This is a genomic window from Pseudomonas sp. MYb118 (genome assembly GCF_040947875.1).
Taxonomy (GTDB): Bacteria; Pseudomonadota; Gammaproteobacteria; order Pseudomonadales; family Pseudomonadaceae; genus Aquipseudomonas.
This window is the reverse complement of record NZ_JBFRXN010000003.1, coordinates 140,815-161,148: the sequence shown is the minus strand read 5'-3', so window position 1 is coordinate 161,148 and position 20,334 is coordinate 140,815. Positions and strand designations below refer to the sequence as shown.

13 protein-coding genes and 2 pseudogenes are annotated in these 20,334 nt (G+C 61.0%); 7 read left to right on the top strand and 8 right to left on the bottom strand.

Annotation, left to right across the window (positions count from 1 at the left end; translation table 11 throughout):
- The first annotated feature begins 64 nt into the window (after positions 1–64).
- A pseudogene (locus ABVN20_RS22140) lies at positions 65–1,568 on the top strand (ATPase domain-containing protein).
- On the top strand, positions 1,565–3,235 hold the full coding sequence (locus ABVN20_RS22135; RefSeq protein ID WP_368557884.1) for an ATP-binding protein: 1,671 nt from the start codon (positions 1,565–1,567) through the stop codon (positions 3,233–3,235). The pseudogene ABVN20_RS22140 and the gene ABVN20_RS22135 overlap by 4 nt, the downstream one beginning before the upstream one ends.
- Positions 3,236–3,503: 268 nt before the next feature.
- Here the strand turns inward: ABVN20_RS22135 and ABVN20_RS22130 are convergent, their stop codons facing one another.
- The 8 genes from ABVN20_RS22130 to ABVN20_RS22095 all read right to left on the bottom strand — a co-directional run bounded on the left by ABVN20_RS22130 (position 3,504) and on the right by ABVN20_RS22095 (position 14,524).
- Positions 3,504–4,340: an IS3 family transposase gene (locus ABVN20_RS22130; protein WP_368557883.1), complete on the bottom strand. Its 837-nt coding sequence runs from the start codon at positions 4,338–4,340 to the stop codon at positions 3,504–3,506.
- The gene (locus ABVN20_RS22125; RefSeq protein WP_368557882.1) at positions 4,337–4,642 is read right to left on the bottom strand and encodes a transposase; all 306 of its coding nucleotides are present in this window, start codon (positions 4,640–4,642) and stop codon (positions 4,337–4,339) included. The genes ABVN20_RS22130 and ABVN20_RS22125 overlap by 4 nt, the downstream gene beginning before the upstream one ends.
- A 249-nt stretch (positions 4,643–4,891) precedes the next feature.
- Positions 4,892–7,732 carry an RHS repeat-associated core domain-containing protein gene (locus tag ABVN20_RS22120; protein WP_368557881.1) on the bottom strand — a complete coding sequence of 947 codons (2,841 nt, stop codon included), beginning with the start codon at positions 7,730–7,732 and terminating at the stop codon, positions 4,892–4,894.
- Positions 7,733–7,979: 247 nt separating this feature from the next.
- Entirely contained in the window at positions 7,980–8,357 is a 378-nt protein-coding gene (locus ABVN20_RS22115) for a response regulator (protein ID WP_368557880.1), read from the bottom strand.
- Between the two features lie 77 nt (positions 8,358–8,434).
- Positions 8,435–9,616 carry an ATP-binding protein gene (locus ABVN20_RS22110; RefSeq protein ID WP_368557879.1) on the bottom strand — a complete coding sequence of 394 codons (1,182 nt, stop codon included), beginning with the start codon at positions 9,614–9,616 and terminating at the stop codon, positions 8,435–8,437.
- The gene (locus tag ABVN20_RS22105; RefSeq protein ID WP_368557878.1) at positions 9,610–10,203 is read right to left on the bottom strand and encodes a chemotaxis protein CheB; all 594 of its coding nucleotides are present in this window, start codon (positions 10,201–10,203) and stop codon (positions 9,610–9,612) included. Before ABVN20_RS22105 ends, ABVN20_RS22110 begins: the two co-directional genes overlap by 7 nt.
- Complete coding sequence (locus ABVN20_RS22100; RefSeq protein ID WP_368557877.1) at positions 10,200–11,033, bottom strand: protein-glutamate O-methyltransferase CheR; 834 nt, start codon at positions 11,031–11,033, stop codon at positions 10,200–10,202. Before ABVN20_RS22100 ends, ABVN20_RS22105 begins: the two co-directional genes overlap by 4 nt.
- Positions 11,033–14,524, bottom strand: a complete 3,492-nt coding sequence (locus ABVN20_RS22095) for a response regulator (RefSeq protein ID WP_368557876.1) — start codon at positions 14,522–14,524, stop codon at positions 11,033–11,035. The genes ABVN20_RS22100 and ABVN20_RS22095 overlap by 1 nt, the downstream gene beginning before the upstream one ends.
- 275 nt (positions 14,525–14,799) lie before the next feature.
- Here ABVN20_RS22095 and ABVN20_RS22090 point away from each other — a divergent pair, with 275 nt between their 5' ends.
- From ABVN20_RS22090 to ABVN20_RS22070, 5 genes and pseudogenes are all read left to right on the top strand, one after another.
- On the top strand, positions 14,800–15,165 hold the full coding sequence (locus ABVN20_RS22090) for a response regulator (protein ID WP_368557875.1): 366 nt from the start codon (positions 14,800–14,802) through the stop codon (positions 15,163–15,165).
- A gap of 92 nt (positions 15,166–15,257) precedes the next feature.
- Positions 15,258–16,550 carry a glycosyltransferase gene (locus tag ABVN20_RS22085; protein WP_368557874.1) on the top strand — a complete coding sequence of 431 codons (1,293 nt, stop codon included), beginning with the start codon at positions 15,258–15,260 and terminating at the stop codon, positions 16,548–16,550.
- Between the two features lie 199 nt (positions 16,551–16,749).
- On the top strand, positions 16,750–17,592 hold the full coding sequence (locus ABVN20_RS22080) for a phospholipase (RefSeq protein ID WP_368557873.1): 843 nt from the start codon (positions 16,750–16,752) through the stop codon (positions 17,590–17,592).
- A gap of 89 nt (positions 17,593–17,681) precedes the next feature.
- Positions 17,682–18,588: pseudogene (locus ABVN20_RS22075) on the top strand (helix-turn-helix domain-containing protein).
- A 356-nt stretch (positions 18,589–18,944) separates the two neighbouring features.
- Entirely contained in the window at positions 18,945–20,255 is a 1,311-nt protein-coding gene (locus tag ABVN20_RS22070) for a sugar ABC transporter substrate-binding protein (protein ID WP_368557872.1), read from the top strand.
- The last annotated feature ends 79 nt before the right edge of the window (positions 20,256–20,334 follow it).

Here is a 20,334-nt window from a genome sequence, read left to right as displayed (position 1 = left end):
AGGCAGCCCCATCAGGCCTTTGCGGTCCGTTGCCTCACCATTTCGAGTCACGAGAGGACATTCTTTGTCTACATCTAACGAGTTGATCAATGCAAAAGCCGCCACCGGTATCGAGGGTCTCGATGACATCCTCGCCGGCGGCCTGTCCCGTGGTCATGTATTTTTGCTGGAGGGTGAACCCGGTACCGGCAAAACCACCGTCGCTTTGCAATTCTTGTTGGCCGGCGCCCAAGCCGGCGAGCGCTCGTTGTACATCACCCTGTCCGAAACCGAGCGCGAGCTGCGCCAGGGCGCGTCGTCTCATGGCTGGGATCTCGGATGAGCACATCCATATCTTCGAGCTCACGCCACCGGAAAGCCTGCTCGACAGCGAATCCCAGCAAAGCCTTTTGTATTCCTCGGACCTGGAACTGGGGGAAACCACCAAGCAGATTTTCGAAGCGGTCGAGCGATTCAAGCCGACCCGCGTGGTGCTCGACAGCCTCTCGGAAATCCGCCTGCTGGCGCAAAGCTCACTGCGCTATCGCCGGCAGATCCTGGCAATCAAGCATTACTTTGTGCGCTACGACGCCACGGTACTGCTGCTCGATGACCTGACCACCGAATCCCTGGACAAAACCGTGCACAGCGTCGCCCACGGCGTGATTCGCCTGGAGGAACTGACCCCCAACTACGGCGCCGAGCGCCGCCGCATTCGCGTGGTCAAGTACCGTGGCCAGAAATACCGCGGCGGCTTTCACGACTTCACCATCATGGGCGATGGCGTGCACGTGTTCCCGCGCCTGGTGGCCGCCGAACACCGCGGCGAGTACGTGCGCACGCAGCTCAAGAGCGACATCAAGGAAATGGACGCGCTGCTCGGTGGCGGCATCGAAACCGGTTCCAGCACGCTGATTCTTGGCCCTGCCGGGACCGGTAAATCGCTGATCGCGCTGATCTACGCGGCGGCGGCGGTCAATCGCGGCGAGAAGGCCGCGCTGTTCATTTTCGATGAAGAGCTGGGCCTGCTGTTCGAACGCATGCGCAACATCGGCATCGACCTCAAGGCACTGCAGGACACCGGCAACCTGTTGATCGAGCAAGTGGACGCCGCCGAACTGTCCCCTGGCGAGTTCTCCCACCGGGTGCGCCGCTGCGTCGACGAGCACCACATCAAGACCGTGGTCATCGACAGCCTCAACGGCTACCAGGCAGCAATGCCGGAAGAGAACGCCCTGGTGCTGCACATGCACGAGCTGTTGCTGTACCTCAACCGCAAGGGCGCGGCGACCTTCATGACCGTCGCCCAGCACGGTCTGGTCGGCGACATGATGGCCCCGGTGGACATCACCTACCTGGCCGACAGCGTCATCCTGCTGCGGTATTTCGAAGCAATCGGGCAGGTGCGCCGGGCGATCTCGATCATCAAGAAACGCACCGGCAGCCATGAATCTACCATTCGTGAGTACCGCATCAGCGCCAAAGGCATGACCATCGGCGAACCCCTGGATGCCTTCCAGGGCGTGTTGCGCGGTGTTCCGACCTACCTGGGCGCCAGCCAGCCGTTGCTCGCGGACGAAGCGCCGTGACGCTTCGCTCATCGAAGTCCGAGCGCGCGATCATCCTCGCCCCGCTCGGACGGGACAGCCAGATCGCCCTGATGATGCTCAATGAAGCAGGGTATGCCGGTGTCGTCACCCGTGACCTGATCGGCCTGTGCGCTGAACTGGAACAGGGTGCAGGCTTGCTGTTGATCTCGTCCGAAGCCTTGCTCGGCGCGGACATGGAGCCGCTGTTCGACCTGATCGAGCAGCAACCGGCCTGGTCGGACCTGCCCATCGTGCTGATGACCCACCGTGGCGGCCCCGAACACAGCCACGGCTCGAAGTTTGGCGCGCAACTGGGCAACGTCACTTTCCTCGAACGTCCTTTCCACCCCGTCACCCTGATCAGCCTGGTGAGCACCGCCTTGCGCGGACGCAGGCGACAGTACGAAGCCAGGGACCGGCTGGTGGACCTGAGCCAGAGTGAACTGCGCCTGCAAACCACCCTCGAAACCCTGGAACAACAGGTCGAGGAGCGCACCGCCGAGCTGCGCCACAACGAAGAGGCGCTGCGTCAGTCACAGAAGATGGAAGCCGTCGGCCAGCTCACCGGCGGCATCGCCCACGACTTCAACAACATGCTCACCGGCATCATCGGCAGCCTGGAACTGCTGCGCCGGCGCCTGGCCCGCGGACGCACCGAGGATCTGGACAGCCTGATCGACCTCGGCGTAACCTCGGCCAACCGCGCGGCGGGCCTGACCCACCGCCTGCTGGCCTTCTCCCGGCGCCAGTCGCTGGATTCCAAACCGGTGGAAATGAACGAGCTGGTGGCGTCCATGGGCGAGCTGCTGCACCGCAGCATCGACGAAAGCATTCGCCTGGACATGCAACTGGACAAGGAATTGTGGGTGGCCGAGGCCGACCGCAATCAACTGGAAAGCGCCCTGCTCAACCTGGTGATCAACGCCCGCGACGCCATGCCCGACGGTGGCAAACTGGTGGTGCGCACCCACAATCAGCACCTGGGTCGTGACTTCACCGATGCCCACGCCAACCTCGCCCCAGGCGACTATGTGGTGCTCAGCGTCAGCGACGACGGTTGCGGCATGCCACAAAGCACGATCAACCGCGCCTTCGACCCGTTCTTCACCACCAAACCGATCGGCCAGGGCACCGGCCTGGGCCTGTCGATGATCTATGGCTTCAGCAAGCAGTCGCGCGGGCATGTCTCCATCGAGAGCGAGGTGGACAAAGGCACCACGGTCCGTCTGTATCTGCCGCGTTTTGGCGGTGACCTACCGCTGGACAGCCCGACGCACATCAGCCCCACCCTGTTCGCCCAGGCGGGCGAAACCGTATTGATCGTCGAAGACGACCCGGCCGTCAGGGTGTTGGTGAGCAGCGTACTGAGCGACCTCGGCTACGCCTTCGTCGAAGCCGCCGACGCCGACGGCGCCCTGCCGATCCTCGACTCGACGCAGCGCATCGACCTGATGATCAGCGACGTCGGCCTGCCCGGCATGAACGGCCGCCAACTGGCAGAAATCGGCCGCCAATACCGCCCCGACCTCAAAGTCCTCTTTATCACCGGCTACGCCGAACACGCCGCCGTCCGCGGCGGCTTCCTCGACCCCGGCATGCAAATGATCACCAAACCCTTCACCTTCGACCTGCTGACCGCAAAGGTGCGGGAAATGATCCGAGTCTAAAACCAATCCTCAGACAGCCCCCGTCATCGTTAACCATCATCGCGAGCAGGCTCGCTCCCACAGAAGATCAAAAGCATCCCGCAATCCCCTGTAGGAGCGAGCTTGCTCGCGATGGTAGACCGGACACCGCGGGCATTCAGGCAGCCCGCGTCATCGTTGACGACCATCGCGAGCAGGCTCGCTCCCACAGAAGATCAAAAGCATCCCGCAACCCCCTGTAGGAGCGAGCATGAACTGGTCAAGTAATCCCGGACACCGATTACGGTGGCTATGCCGCTTTTTGCTCCATGGCTATTGGCGACAGGTAGTTGTTGTAGCTGTGGAGCCTGGTGCGGTTGTAGTACATGAAGAAGCGCACCATGTCCGTTTTCGCCTCCTCGATCAGGTTGTAGCCATTGCGAGGTACCCACTCTGACTTCAGTGTGCCGAAAAAACGCTCTGTTGGGGCGTTATCCCAGCATTGGCCCCGATGGCTCATGCTTTGCAAAATGCCGTGGCGCGTCAGCTCATCTTGACATTTGTGGCTGGTGTACTGACAGCCCTGACCCGAGTGAAACACCAGCCCTGGAGGACACGTCCGTACCGCTGTTGCCATGCGTAGCGCTTTGCTGACCAGGTTGGCGTCATTGACCAGAGAGAAAGCCCAACCAATGACCCTGCGAGCATACAAATCGATCACGATGGCCAGATGAATCCAGCGTTTTCCCACCATCAGGCTGGTAACGTCGCCGCACCAAACCTGATTGATTGCAGTTGGTTTGAAGTTGCGTTTGAGCCGATTAGGCGCGACAAATGCCTCCACGCCCTTGGATCTAAATGGATGTGGCTGGCGTTGTTTACTGACAATGTTGGCCTCCCTCATCAGTGCTCTGACCAGGTTTCTTCCTGCTTCAATATCTTGGGACTTCAGGCCCTTGCTGATCATCCTGGAGCCCATGGCTTCGCGGCTTTGGTTGTGCAATGCAACGACTTTCGATTTGAGTTCTTCACGTTCGATTCGTGGCTTGGCACGCCGCTGAATCCACTCGTAAAAGCTGCTGCGCTTCACATCGAACACACGACACACCACGGCCGTCGGGAATGACTCTCTTAGCTCCGCGATCATCGAAAACGATCGGGATCCGACATCAAGAGAGCGGTAGCCTTTTTTAGGATTTCTGCTTCCATCTCCATCCGCTTGATCTTGGCTTTGAGCTCCTGGATCTGGCGCTGATCGTCAGTAATTGCCTTGGTGCCTTTGACTGGTTGCCCTTCACGCTCCTTACGAACCTGATCGACCCAGCGCCGTAAAGCGGTGGGCCCGATATCCAACGATGCACAAACGTCTGGAACCGGGCAGTTATCATCAAGCACCATGCTGGCAGCCTGCAGCTTGAACTCGCGGGTATAGACTTTTCTTTCGTTCATGGAACCTCCAAGTTCGCGAAATAATATCGCCCTTAAGAAGTGTCCGGAATCATTAGACCAGTTCACCGTACGCTGGGGCGAGCGTTTTTGGTTCCTTTTGGCTGGGCCGGCAGTCCGGCGCTTGCCAAAAGGGACTCGCCGTAAGGGCGAAACCATAAGCGGCCGTTACCGCAGCAACGGATATGTCCACAACCAAAGGCCTCAAGAACACCGCAGGCCATCAGGCAGTCAACCTCATGACTGCGCAGATCAGACATGTATCACCGGGGAAGGCGCAACAACGCCGGTCTGTCGATTTTTCAGGAAGTATTTACCGACAGCCCCCAGCTCATTGGCGAGTTTGATCCGATAAAGGCCATCCTCAACGACCGAACCGCTCCTGGGCCCCATGACGAACGTCAATCCTCGGTCGACCTCTGCATTGGCCAACTTGTACAGCGTGCTTGATGTAGCCTGTTGAAGCAGCGTTGCTCCCGCATCCGTGACATCTTTGCGGGTCGGCCGCCGCAGTGGAATACCTTTGCCCAGGTTGAGCCGGGAGGGAACCTTGCCTGCCTTGCGAATCGAGCCAGCCACCAGGTTTTTAACGGTCCCGCCCACAAAAGTGCGCACGATGGGATGAACCTGATTCGCCACCAGAGCCGACACCATACCCTTGGCCACATTCCCACTCAGATTGGCAACGGTGTTGACCGCCAGCGACCGTCCCGAGTCGATTTCATTGGAGCGCGAAGGACCTATTTCCGAAACCAGACTGCCCATGACACCAGTGCCCCAGTTTTTCGCTGCACCTTGCAGGGCACCGATGGGGTCGGGTGTATTGAGCCCGACGACGGCGCCCACGCTGGCACTCACAATACCGACGCCCACAGCTCCCAGTGTTGCCAACGCGCCCGATTGGCCACGACTACCCAGCACACGGGCGGCCGTCCTGCCCCCGACAACACCCGCTGCCGCCCCCGTCATCAACGCCAGAGGAAGCCTTACCGTTTGCCCCAAAACACCTTGCAAGGCCATTCGCGCCAGCTGCTTCGCACCATAGCCGGCAGTCGCCGCAACCACACCCCGAACAAGACCGGAGGCTTGTACCCTGGCCTCTTGAAAGCGAACCTTCGCCAACCCCTCCACATCCACATACCCGATCGGATTGCCCCCCAACATTCGATACAGGTTCAACCCATCCACCACCCCGCCGGGGTCCGCGCTCAACCAGCGTTGCCGCCAGGGCATGTAGTAGCGCTCGCCGTAGTAGTAAAGGCCGGTCGCATCGCGTTCCCTGCCTGAATAACGGCGCGTCTTGTAACCGGCCTCGACGCTGTCCCGGCCCGCCCACCAAGCCGTCCCCCCATAGGCGAAATGCAATTCGTGGCTGATCAACGCGCCGTGCCGGTCGAGTTCCAGCGTCCCGGAGCCCAGATGGTCAGCCAGGCTGAAACGCAGCTGATCCTGGGCAATGCCCGTCGGCCGCCCGGTAGCCCAATGCAAGACCTGTACAGCGCAGCGTCCGGCCTGGAGGCTGATGACCTGCAAGACTTCATCCGCGCTGGAGCGGACTTCCAGCGCCGGCAAGTAACGGGTTTCCTGGCGTCGATTGACGCTTGCGGCGGCTGCCGTGCGGATTTTCCGGACACGCTGACCGTCGCTGTCGTAGGCATACAGCTCCATGTCGTCGGCCGCCGCACGCCGGGCCACCTGGGTAACCTGGCGCAAGCGATGATGGGCGTCCCATTGCAGCACCTGGCCGCGCTGAAGAGCGCGCAGATTGCCACTGGGGTCATAAGCGGCCTCGACCTCATCGTCCCCCGGGGCCTGCCCCGCCTCGCCCCACGGCAGGCTACGGTTACTCGCCGTTGCCACCGCCGTACGCTCGGTACGGTCACCGCTGGCGGCGTGGTGATTCAGGGTCAACAGATTACCGCCGGGATCGTAGGCAAACGTCTGGCGATACGGCTCCAACTGGCTGGCATCCGGCGGCGAGACAAAGGCCGGCAACTGCGGCCCATAGGCCACATTGGCCCGCTGTCGTCCCGTGGCTTCGATCAGTTGGCCGAGCGTATCGTATTGGTAGAGTTGGATGGCGGCGACACGCTGCTGGCGAAAAAAGCGGATCGGCTGGGCTTCATCACTGATGCGCAGCGGATTGCCCAGCGGGTCGTAGGCATACACCAGGCTTTGCAGCGGCGCCTCACCCGGGATCTGCGCGTGCAGGGTCTGCAGCCAGCCGGTCTCGGGCTCGAACGTGGCGCGAGTGATCACACCGTTCCCGGCCGTTTGCTGCGCTATTTCGCCAAAAATGCTGTAGTGAATGTCACTGACCAGCACGAGCTCTTCGTCACTGCCCGGCAACTGGATGCTTGCCCCGGACAACGCTCCGCCCACCGTCTGGCGTTGCCTGTACTGATTGCCCATGGCATCGACGTGACCGGTCGATTCGCCCACCGCGTTATGGCGCAGGCGGGTCAGTGCCGATTGCGGCTCCAGCAGCGCATCACGTTCGGCTTCATCGTCGGGCCAGTCGGGCGGTTGCGGATCATCAAGAAAGCGCCGGCCATGCTCAAGGCACTGGCCAAGCAGGCTGAACGCCCTCATGTAGACGCTGCCGGCGCCGTCGTCGGTGCGGACCAGTTGACCGCAACCATTGTATCGGGCGGCTTGGGCATCAGCAGCGGCGTAGGTGAAACACGCCGTGCGTCGCTGCGCGCCGGAGGTCGATTCGAACTCGCTGACCGGACGCATCAATGCATCGTAGGTGGTGCGCAGATGATTGAATGTCGGATCCCAGTTTTCCAGATCCTGGCCCGCCGCCCCGGCCAGATGCAATCGCCAGCCAGCGTCCACGTTGTCCGAAAGCAGCACGCCGGATGTCAGACTGAAGACCGTGGCCTGGTTGGCGAGTGGCGAGACGCCACGCTCATAGCGGGCAAAAAACCGGGGGTCACGACTTTGCACCAGGTGGCCCAGGGCATCATGGACATGCTGATGAATGCGCGGCTCGATGGCGTCCTGAGCCGAACGCCGGTGATAGGCCACCTCGCGGACAAGAGCGCCACGCGGATCGAGGACGACGACAGTCGGTGTGTGTCGATGCATGGCACGGCCCAGCCAGCCGAATACATCGGACCATTTATGGCCTTGGCGCCGCAGCCGTCAACTGACAGAAATAACAGGTAGGACGAATATCGCGAGCAGGCTCGCTCCCACAGAAGATCAAAAGCAACACGCGCCCTCTGTGGGAGCGAGCCTGCTCGCGATGGTTTGGAAAACACCGCGGGGCATCAGGCAGCCATCATCGTGCGCAAAAATTATCGCGAGCAGGCTCGCTCCCACAGGTAAATCCCTACTCCAACATGTCCTGCATCAATTCCTGCAACACATCCAGGTCGAACGGTTTGGCCAGGATCGGCGCCTTGCGCGTGATCGGGCTGTCGGTCTCGCGGATTTCCTGTGGGTAGCCGCTGATGAAGATCACCTTCAGCTCCGGTCGCAGCTTGACTGCGGGTTCGGCGATCTGCACGCCGGAGATCCCGCCCGGCAGGCGGAAATCGGTGATCATCATGTCCAGGTGTGGCTTGCTCGCCAGGATCGCGAAGGCCTGCTCGCCGTTTTCGGCCTGCAGCACCCGATAACCCTCCCCCGATAGATAGGCCGACAGCACCATCAGAATCGAGGGGTCATCTTCGACGATCAGTACGACGTCTTGTGCATCTTCACTCATGGGAAGCCTTTGTTCGGTCAATAGCTGCTGATACGACCGTGGGGTCGATCAGAGGTTGCGTGCGTCCGGCTGTTTTCCTACAGCGGCAGACAAACGCGAAACAGGGCGCCTTCGCCAATCCGGCTCTCGACGGTGATGGTGCCGCCATGGGCGGTCACGATCTGTTCTGAAATAAACAACCCCAGGCCCAGCCCGGCGACCGCGTGTTTGGCCGTCACCCGTTCGAACTGCTGGAAAATGCGCTTCTGGTTCTCCTCGCCAATACCGATCCCGAAATCGCGCACTTCCACCCGTGCCTGCTGCCCCACACTGTACACCTTCACACTGATCGGGCTTCTGGCACCGTAGCGCAATGCGTTGGTCAGCAGGTTGGAAATCACCTGCTCAATGCGAAATTCGTCCCAATTGCCCAGCACCGGTTGCGCCGCGTCCAGGGAAACCGTGCACTCGGCGGCGTCGATCTGTGCAGCGAAATTCTGTAACAAGGTGCGAACCAGCTCCGACAAATCGAACAGTGTCGGGCGGATCGACAACTTGCCGGTGCGAATGCGCGACACATCGAGCATGTCTTCGATCAGGCGAATCAGGCTCTTGATCTGCCGTTCGTCGCGATCGACCATCGCATGCATCTTGTCCAGGGTGAACGCCGAGGCGTTATCCCGGGCCAAGTGCATCTTGCGCAGCTGCGTCTCCAGAATCAGGCCATTGAGCGGCGTGCGCACCTCATGGGCGACGATCGACATGAAGTCATCACGCATGCGCACCGCCTGCTGCAATTCCAGCTGGGTGCTCTGCAACTGCTTGAGCAGCGCTTCCTGCTCGCGGCGACTGCGTTCCAGCGCCTCGACCTGCTGCTGCATGGCCTTGCTCTGGCGGTACAGCTCGACGAACACATTGACCTTGCTCTTGACCGCATGGATGTCCAGCGGCTTGTGCAGGAAGTCCACGGCGCCACTTTCGTAGCCCTTGAACGCGTAGTTCAGTTCGCGGCCGGCGGCGCTGACGAACACGATCGGGATGTGCTTGGTTTTCTCGGTGCCACGCATCAATTCGGCCAGCTCGAAACCGTTCATGCCGGGCATCTGCACGTCGAGGATGGCCATGGCGAATTCATGTTGCAGCAGCAGCGACAAGGCCTCGTCGGCCGACAACGCCTTGAAGACCTGACGATCCTCACGCTTGATCAGCGCTTCGAGCGCCAACAGGTTTTCCGGCAGATCGTCGACGATCAGCAGTTTGGCTTGGATGTTACTTAGCATGCGATTCGTTCCAGCTCGGCAAGCAGACGGCCAATGCCGTGGATGGGGAGGACATGGTCAGGCTGATGGGTGTCCAGCGCCGCCAGAGGCATGGTTGCGACCTGCGCATCGGCCGGGTCCTGCACGATGGTCAGCCCCCCATGCCGCTTGACCTGCGCCAGGCCATGCGCGCCATCGCGGTTGGCGCCGGTCAGCAGCACCGCCGCCAGGGCCGGGCCGTAGGCATCGGCCGCCGATTCGAACAGAAAGTCGATGGCCGGTCGCGAATAATGCACGCGGTCCTCCAGGCTCAGGGAAAAACTGTGGTCATGTTCCACCGACAGGTGATAACCCGGTGCGGCGAAATACAGCGTGCCGGCCTCGACCGGGGTCTTGTCGCCGGCTTCCTCGACGCGCATCGGCACACGCCGGGCGAACACCTCGGCCAACTGGCTGCGACGCTCGTCCGGCAAGTGCAGCACCACGATGATCGGCAGCGCAAAGCCTTCACGCAACGGCCCGAGGATGCCCAGCAAGGCCTCCACACCGCCCGCTGAGGCACCGATCACGATGGCCTTTACCCGAGGAAGTTCGGCTGCACTGTTCATGATTTACGGTAGATCCGTTCTTGTTTGACCAAGGGTTCGAACTGGTTGCCGAAGCTGGAAAAGTCCGGGGTTTCCTTGCTGCCCAGCACCAGGAAACCGCGATGACACAGCGATTCGTGAAACAGCCCGAACGCACGATCCTGCAGTTTTTTATTAAAGTAAATCAACACGTTACGACACGAAATCAACTGAGTTTCGGAAAACACGCTGTCGGTCGCCAGGCTGTGGTCGGCGAAGGTCACGTTTTCGCACAGGCTCTTGTCGAAAATCGCGTAGCCATAGGCGGCGGTGTAGTAATCGGCGAACGAGCGCTGGCCACCGGCCTGCTGGTAGTTATGAGTGTAGGCGCGGACGTTTTCCATGGAAAAGATCCCCTGCTTGGCCTTCTCCAGCGAACGCGGGTTGATGTCGGTGGCGTAGATGATGGTGCGCTCGAGCAGGCCTTCCTCGCGCAGCAGGATGGCCATCGAATACACCTCTTCCCCGGTGCTGCACCCGGCGATCCAGATCTTGATCGAGGGGTAGGTCCTGAGCAGCGGCACCACCTCCCGGCGGATCGCCAGGAAGTGCGAAGGGTCGCGAAACATCTCGCTGACCGGGATCGTCAGCAATTGCAGCAACTGCATGAACGCCGTGGGGTCGTGCAGCACCTTCTCTTGCAGCGCCGAGATGGTCGCGCACTCGAACTGACTCAACGCATGCAGGACGCGACGCTTGATCGACGCCCCGGAGTAATCACGAAAGTCATAGCTGTACTTGAGGTAGATCGCCTCGATCAACAGCCGCAGTTCGATCTCACTGCTGTGCTTTTCTGGATACGTCGCTTCCACTAAATCCTTTCCATCTTCGGTAACCACACACGAATCAACGAGAACAGGCGATCCAGGTCAATGGGCTTGGCCAGGTAATCGTTGGCGCCGGCCTGCAGGCAGCGCTCCTGATCGTCCTTCATGGCCTTGGCCGTCACGGCGATGATCGGCAGCTTGCGCCAGCGCGGGTCCTGGCGGATCAGGCTGGTGGCCTCGTACCCGTCCATCTCCGGCATCATCACGTCCATCAACACCAGGTCGATGTCCTCGACTTCGTCGAGTTTCTCGATTGCTTCACGACCGTTGCGGCCAATGACCACCACGGCACCCTTCTGCTCCAGCGCGCTGGTGAGGGCGAAGATGTTGCGCACATCGTCGTCCACCAGCAGCACCTTGCGGCCCTCGAAGACCTTGTCGCGACTGCGCGCGGTCTTGAGCATCGTCTGCCGTTCATGGGACAACTTGGATTCGACTTTGTGCAGAAAGAGTGTGACCTCATCGAGCAGGCGTTCCGGGGAGCGCGCGCCCTTGATGATGATCGAGCGCGAATACTTGCGCAGCTCGGCCTCTTCGTCACGGGTCAGGTTGCGCCCGGTGTAGACGATGACCGGCGGGAACGAGCAGATTTCCTCGGTGGACATGCGCTTGAGCAGGTCGTTGCCGAGCATGTCCGGCAGCTTCAGGTCGATGACCATGCAGTCGTAGATCGTCGTGCGCAGCAGCTCCAGCGCGTCCTGGGCCAGGCCCACGGCGGTGATCTCGATGTCGTCGTCGCCGATCAGCCGGGCAATGCTGTCGCGCTGCAAGTCGTCGTCTTCCACCAGCAGCACGCGCTTGACCTTCTGCGTCAGCTTGGCTTCGAGGCGGCCGAACACGTCCTTGAGCTCTTCGCGGGTGGTCGGCTTGACCGCGTAGCCAATGGCGCCCATGTGCATGGCGGCTTCGACCCGGTCTTCGACCGAAATCACGTGCACCGGAATGTGCCGGGTCTCGGCGTTTTCCTTCAGGCGTTGCAACACCGTCAGGCCGGAATGGTCCGGCAGGCGCATGTCGAGCAGGATCGCGTCGGGCACGTAGTCCTTGGCCAGCTCGTAACCCTCATCGGCGCCATGGGCCACCAGGCACTGATAATCCAGTTCGTGGGCCAGGTCGTAGAGGATGTGCGCGAAGTTCGGCTCGTCTTCCACCACCAGAATGCTGCGGGTCTTGAACGGCGCCCTGCCACGGTCGTCTTCGAACCGAGGAATGTCGACCGGGGCAATCAACGGCTCCAGCGCGGCAGCCGGGGCGATGGCCAGGCTGGCGGCCGGCGCAACCGGCACCGGTGCAACCCGCACCGGTGCCGATTCAACGTACTGCTGCGGCAGCACCAGGGTGAACACGCTGCCCTGCCCCGGCTCGCTGGTGACACTGATGGTGCCGCCGAGCAACGCCGCCAGGTCTCGGGAAATCGACAGGCCCAGGCCTGTGCCGCCGTAACGCCGGTTGGTGGTGCCGTCCGCCTGGCGGAACGCCTCGAAAATGCTCTCCTGCTGATCGGCGGCAATGCCGATACCGGAGTCGCGAACGATGAAGGCAATGCCGTCGTTGGGCTGGCTGGCCACGGTCAGGCTGACCGCACCGCGCTCGGTGAACTTCACGGCGTTGGACAGCAGGTTCTTGATCACCTGCTCCAGGCGCTGACGGTCGGTGAAGATCATCGTCGGCGAACCCGGTTGTACGTCGATGGCGAACTCCAGTTGTTTGTCCGCCGCCAGCGGCAGGAACATCCCGCGCAGGCCATCCAGCAGGCGCGCCACGCTGGTGTTCTCCGGGCGCATTTCCAACTTGCCGGCTTCCACCTTGGAAATGTCGAGAATGTCGTTGATCAGGTTGAGCAAGTCATTACCGGCCGAGTAGATCGACTCGGCGAACTTGACCTGTTCCTCACTGAGGTTTTCCTGGGGGTTTTCCGCCAGCAGCTTGGCCAGGATCAACGAACTGTTGAGCGGCGTGCGCAGCTCGTGGGACATGTTGGCGAGGAATTCCGACTTGTACTTGCTCGAACGCTGCAACTCCTCGGCGCGCTCTTCCAGCTGCGCCTGCGCCTGGTTGAGCTCGGTGTTCTTCAGGTCCATGGCGTCGCGCTGGTCGGCCAGGGTCTGCGCCTGCTCGGCCAGCTGTTCGTTGGTCTGCTCCAGCTCCACCTGCTGGGTTTCCAGGTGCGCCTGGGACTCCTTGAGAATCCGCGACTGCTCTTCCAGCTCCTCGTTGGCGGTCTTGAGCTCTTCCTGCTGCACCTGCAACTCTTCGTTGAGCTGCTGGGTTTCGGCGAGCACTTCCTGCAAGCGCTGGCGATACCGGGCGGCCTCGATGGAGGTGCCGATGTTGCCGGCAATCAGCTCCAGCAACTCGACGTCGCGGTCATCCAACGGGCGCAAAAAGCCCAGTTCGATCACGCCGTTGACCCGCTCGTCGTCGCTGGTCGGCACTACCAGCACGCTCTGCGGCAAGCCTTCGCCGAGACCCGAGCTGACTTTGAAATAATCGGCGGGCACCGCGTCCAGGCGAATCAGGCGCGCTTGCTGTGCCACCTGGCCGACAATGCCTTCGTCGCTGTAGATGTGTTGGTCCAGGGCTTCCTGCTCGCGGGAAAAGCCGTAGGTGGCGACACGCTTGAGGCCGCCGTGCTCTTCGCGTACATAAATGGCGGCCACCGCACTGCCCAGGTACTGCGCGCAGAATTGCAGGATGTTGCGGCCCAGCAGGTTGAGCGACAGTTGCCCCAATACTTGCCCGGCCAATTCAGTCTGCCCGGTGCGCAACCAGGCCTGCTTCGCCAGGCGTTGAGCGCTGGCTTCCTGGGCAGCAAGGTTGGCGGCGTAGTTCTGCGACAGGCCGACCAGGTCCCGGCGACCGATGTAGGCCAGCAAGGCGCTGATCGCACCGATGAACAGCAGGTAAAGGGTGATGCTCCAGATCGTCGTGCTGCGTACATCGGCATTGCGCGAGGCGCGCAATTGCTGTTCGGTGGCCACGACATCGTCGAACTGTTTGCGCACCTCGTCGGTCAAGCGCTTGCCACGACCGGCCTTCACCGCACCGCGATAATCGCCCGAGGAGCGCTGCAGGTCGATCATGGTCTGGGCATACGCCCCCCATTCATTCTGCAACGCCTGGATCTGGTGCAAACGGTCGGTTTGCACCGGGTTGTCTGCAGTCAATTCCAGCAGGGTGTTGATGGTCACCGCCAGCTTCGGCTTGGCCATTTCGTAAGGTTCGAGAAACTTCTCGTCGCCCCCGAGCAGGAAACCGCGCATGCCGGTTTCCTGGTCAACGGTGAGTTTCACCGCTTCATTGGCGTTATTGATCACCCGGTCGGTGTGCTCGACCCACTGGATCACCGACAGCAGATAGGAGATCAGCGCGACGAAGAACACCGCGCTGAGTGCGCCGACGCCCAGGGGCAGGCTGATGTTGCGGCTCAGCAGTTTACGAAAGCGTTGTTCATCAACCGAAGACGCTGTGGTCATGGGCGGGCCTTGTCGTCTATTGGGAATAAAGTAAGGGATGGCAGGGAGTTTGCCCGAAATTCGCCACATGGATCCATTTTTCTGACGTCAATGTGTGCAAAATCCTACATTCCACTGCTCCCGCGAGGCGCAGCGCGTTATCCTTGCCTTCCTGTGTGCAGCTATTCTTTTTCCAGTGCAACTGGGAACTTGTCGGGCTTCGTCACTTACTCATGCAAGAGACCGGCGTTTTTGATCGACCGGCACCTGCAAAACCCACTTCTGAGAGCCCCATTATGTCTGCCGAACAATCCACCATCCTGGTCGTAGAAGACGACGACATCGTGCGCATGCTGATCGTAGATGTCCTGGAAGAGCTGGAGTTCAAGGTATTGGAGGCCGACGGCGGCGAACAGGCCCTGGCGCACCTCAACGACAGCAACCAGGTCATTCACCTGATGATGACCGACTTCGGGCTGCCGGTGATGGACGGCCGTGAACTGGCCAGCCGGGCACGCCAGGCGCGGCCGACGCTGCCGGTGCTGTTTGCCAGCGGCTATGCCGAGAGCATCGAGGTGCCCGCCGACATGTACGTGATCGGCAAGCCGTTCTCCATCGACCAGCTGCGCGACAAGGTCAAGGGCATCCTCAACCAGGCATGAGCCTTGCCCGCACACGGCCGGGAATCGCCCCGGCCGTGGTTTAATACCGCTGCGTTTTTCACCCCTGCCCCCCCGCTTCAAGGAATGCCCGCATGAATCAGCCCCCCGCCAGCAGAATCCTGGTCATCGGTTACGTCTGGCCGGAACCCAAGTCTTCGGCGGCCGGTGGCTACGTGATGCAACTGCTGAACACCTTCCTGCAACAGGGCTGGGAGGTGACGTTCAGCAGCCCGGCCGGCGCCGGCGAACACCAGGAAGACCTGACGGCGCTGGGCATCCGCGAAGTGCCGATCGAGCTGAACAACGAAAGCTTCGACGTGTTCGTGCGCGAACTGGCCCCGGACATCGTGCTGTTCGAGCAATTCATGATGGAAGAGCAGTTCGGCTGGCGCGTCGAGAAACACTGCCCCGACGCCCTGCGCGTGCTGGCCACCCAGGATTTGCAAAGCCTGCGCCATGCCCGGCATCAACGGCTCAAGGATCGCCTGAACGCCAGTGACGACGACAACGACTTCAGCGAACTGTTTGCGCCTGCCCTGCGCGAAGAGTTCGAGCTGATGGCCGAAACCGACCTGGCCAAGCGCGAGATCGCGGCGCTGTACCGCTGCGACTTGAACCTGATGATTTCCGACGTGGAAATCGAGTTGCTGGTCGAACAGTTCAAGGTGCCGCGCAGCCTGCTGCACGAGTGCCCGTTGATGGTCGAACCGCCCAGCGTGCCAGCCGCGCCCTTCGCCTCACGTGCGCACTTTCTCAGCATCGGCAACTTCCGCCACGCGCCCAACTGGGACGCGGTGCTCTGGCTCAAGTCCACCGTCTGGCCGTTGATTCGTCAGCAACTGCCGGGCGCGCAACTGCACATTTACGGGGCCTACACGCCGCCCAAGGCGACGGCGCTGCACAATGCGGCCCAGGGCTTCCACGTCATGAACTGGGCAGAAGATGCCTTGCAAGTGATGACGGCGGCGCGAGTGCTGCTGGCGCCGCTACGGTTCGGTGCGGGCATCAAGGGCAAGATCATCGACGCCATGCTCTGCGGCACGCCCAACGTCACCACGCCCATCGGCGCCGAAGGCATGCAAGGCGCAAGCGGCTGGCCCGGTGCGGTGACCTGCACGGCGCAGGCGTTCGCCGACCAGGCCGTGCGCCTGTACAACGATGAAGCCCGATGGCTGGACGCCCAGGCGCAAGGGCAGGCGCTGTTGAGCGAGCGGTATCGACAGGCCGTCCACGGCCCGGCCCTGATCGAAAGACTGCTGGACTGCCGGCGCAACCTGGCACAACTTCGCCGGGACAACTTTACCGGCAGCATGTTGCGTCATCACCAACATAAAAGTACTCAATACATGGCGCAGTGGATCGAAGCGAAGAATCGCAACTTGTAAGTTGCTGGCGAGATACTTCCTGTAGCAAGCCTGAACTTGGCTTGCAACTTGCCCACCTATAACTTACACCCACCCTTGTAGGAGCGAGCTTGCTCGCGATAGCGGCGTATCAGTCAACATCAATGTTGGATGACATACCGCTATCGCGAGCAAGCTCGCTCCTACAGGAAGTGTGTCTTAAGTTAATAGGGAAATTCAAATGAATAACAACCGCTGGATGTCCACCACCGCGGGCATCGACTTATTGACCCTGAGTCAATTGGTTCTACCGGGCGCGCATAATTCGGGCGTCGATAAAAAAGCCACTTACAGCGCTCCGGGCATTGCACATTGGGTCGCCTGCCAGAACAACTCCTTTTACGAGCAACTGCAAAACGGCGCACGCGTGCTGGATGCGCGGATCGAATACGAACGCGACTCCCGCGGCGTCGGCACCTTCTGGTTCCAGCACAACGGCTACCGCTCTTCCCGCTCGCTGGAAAACCTGGTCATGCAGGTGCGGCGCTTTCTCCAGGAGAACCCCGACGAGTTCATCGTCCTGGATTTCCACGATTTGAAGCAGCCCTTCGACTACAAGGAGTTCAACCGTTTCATGCTCACGCACCTGGGCGACCAGATGATTCCGGTGCGCAACCAATACTTGAGTCTGGGCGAACTGAAACAACAGAGCCGGGTTCAACGGGTCTGGGTGGCCGCCTTCCAGCACCCGCAACTGGACCAGAACCGGTTCATGGTGCGAATCAAACATGAGTGGAGTGGCATTACCGATGCCAGCGCCGAAGAAGTGCAAGCTCATATCACCCAAGTCATGAACTCTCCGCCCTCCTCTTATTCACCCTGGTCGCTGTCCGCGACAAGTTACAGCAATATCGGCGGGCCCGTGGACATCAAGGAATACTTGAACCGCTGGTTCGACCCAGCAAAAAAAGACTGGGTGTACAACTGCAACATCATCAATGTCGACTTTATTGAAGAGTCCAATCTGGTCAAGTATTGCAGTGAGGCCAACTTTCGCAATGCGCGCCGACTGATTGATAAATAACAGGCGCAACGCACCCCACACATCGCGCTGGCATTCAACGGCGGGAACGAGGCATGATCGAGGCGCGATAACAAAAAAAGCGTCCCGACATGACCCGAACAGCCCGCGTGACCGACCCTTCCATACGAGCTGATGGACGACCATAACGGCCTGTCCATCATCTATCGCCAGCACGGTTTCCCCTGTCCGCTGGTGCGCTGGCACTTCCACAAGGAGTACGAGCTGCACCTGATCGTCGCCAGCTCCGGCAAGGTGTTCATCGGCGACTACATCGGCAACTTCTACCCGGAAACCCTGTTCCTCACCGGCCCCAACCTGCCCCACAACTGGATCAGCCAGGTCGGTGAGGACGAAGTGGTGCCCAAGCGCGACATGCTGGTCAACTTCACCGACGAGCTGTTCGAGAGCGGCCACCAGGTGTTCGCCGAACTCAAGACCCTGGCGCCCCTGCTGGAGCGCGCCCAGTACGGTATCGAATTCCGCTGCAAACGCACGATCCGCCAGGCCATGACCCTGATGCAGCGCATCGCCGACACCCAGGGCGTGACGCGCCTGGGGCACTTTTTCATTCTGCTGGAGCTGCTCGCCAGCTCCGACGACTACCAGTTGCTGTCCGGCGCGACCAGTCCGCAACTGGCCGACGAGCACAACGTCGACCGCACCAACCGCGCCGTGGACTACATCTTCGCCCACTACGCCCGCGAACTGCCGCTGGAAGAAGTGGCCGAGCACCTGGGCATGAAGCCGACCTACTTCAGCCGCGTATTCAAGCAGGCCACCGGGCGCTGCTTCATCGAGTTCGTCAACCGGCTGCGCATCAGCAAGTCCTGCGAACTGCTGGCCGACGGTGACAAGCCGGTGACGGATGTGTGTTTCGAGTCGGGCTTCAACAACATTTCCAACTTCAACCGGCGCTTTCAGCAACTCAAGGGCATGACCCCTTCGCACTACCGGCGGCTGGTGGTGCAGCGGTTGACTGAGCAGAATCTGGGCTGATCTCTCCCTGTGAATGTGCCCCCTCCCCCTGTGGGAGCGAGCCTGCTCGCGATGCGATGTGTCAGACACTTACATGCTGGCTGATCCACCGCATCGCGAGCAGGCTCGCTCCCACAATGGAAGGTTTCTACAGGGTTGAAACCTGTACAGATTCAATACCCCTGCAAGCCCACACCCCTCTCCCCCGCACCTCCCCGACAAAACCCCAGTGCAAAAAAGTATCAGTCCAAGTGCGATGAATGATTTGTCTCATCATCAATTGAAGGCTGTAATCAGCCCACCTCTTCCACCGATGGAAGACACAAAAACAATAACTGTCCTTCTGCTGCCCGCCGGGCGCAGAAAAGGAGTGCACGATGCAACCTTCGGTAAAAGCTCTGCTAGCCCTCACCTGCATGACCCTCAGCAGCGTCAGCCTTGGCGCCCAGACCCTGACCATCGCCACCGTCAACAACAGCGACATGATCCGCATGCAAAAGCTCTCGAAGACTTTCGAGGCCGAGCACCCGGACATCAAGCTCAACTGGGTGGTGCTCGAAGAGAACGTCCTGCGCCAGCGCCTGACTACCGACATCGCCACCCAGGGCGGACAGTTCGACGTGTTGACCATCGGCATGTACGAAGCCGCACTGTGGGGAGCCAAGGGTTGGCTGGAGCCGATGAAGGACCTGCCGGCCAGTTACGCACTCGACGACGTGTTCCCTTCGGTGCGCGAAGGCCTGTCGGTCAAGGGCTCGCTGTACGCCCTGCCGTTCTACGCCGAAAGCTCGATCACCTACTACCGCACCGACCTGTTCAAGGACGCCGGCCTGACCATGCCCGAGCGCCCCACCTGGACCCAGATCGCCGAATTCGCCGAAAAGCTCACCAACAAGGACAAGGAGCAATACGGTATCTGCCTGCGCGGCAAGGCCGGCTGGGGCGAGAACATGGCGCTGATCACTACCGTGGCCAATGCCTACGGCGCGCGCTGGTTCGATGAAAAATGGCAGCCGGAATTCAACGGCCCCGAGTGGAAGAACGCGCTGAACTTCTACGTCGACACCATGAAAAAATCCGGCCCGCCGGGCGCGTCCAGCAACGGTTTCAACGAGAACCTCGCGCTGTTCAACAGCGGCAAGTGCGCGATCTGGGTCGACGCCAGCGTCGCCGGCTCGTTCGTCACCGACAAGACCCAGAGCAAGGTCAGCGACCACGTCGGCTTCACCTACGCACCGCACGAAACCACCGACAAAGGCTCGGCCTGGTTGTACTCCTGGGCGCTGGCGATCCCCACCAGCTCCAAGGCCAAGGACGCAGCGAAAACCTTCAGCGCCTGGGCCACCTCCAAGGAGTACGGCGCGCTGGTGGCGAAAACCGACGGCATCGCCAACGTCCCACCAGGCACCCGCGCCTCGACCTACAGCGAGGAGTACATGAACGCAGCGCCCTTCGCCAAGGTCACGCTCGAATCGCTCAAGGCGGCCAACCCAGCCCAACCCGGCGCCCGCCCGGTGCCGTACATCGGCATCCAGCTGGTGACCATCCCCGAATTCCAGGCGGTGGGCACCCAGGTCGGCAAGCTGTTCTCGGCAGCGCTGATCGGCCAGAGCACGGTCGACCAGGCCCTGGCCGCCGCCCAGCAAACCACCGAACGCGAGATGAAGCGGGCGCGTTATCCCAAGTAAGAACCCCCGCCCCCTGTAGGAGCGAGCTTGCTCGCGATGGCGATGTGTCTGCCAACATTGATGAACCTGACACACCGCA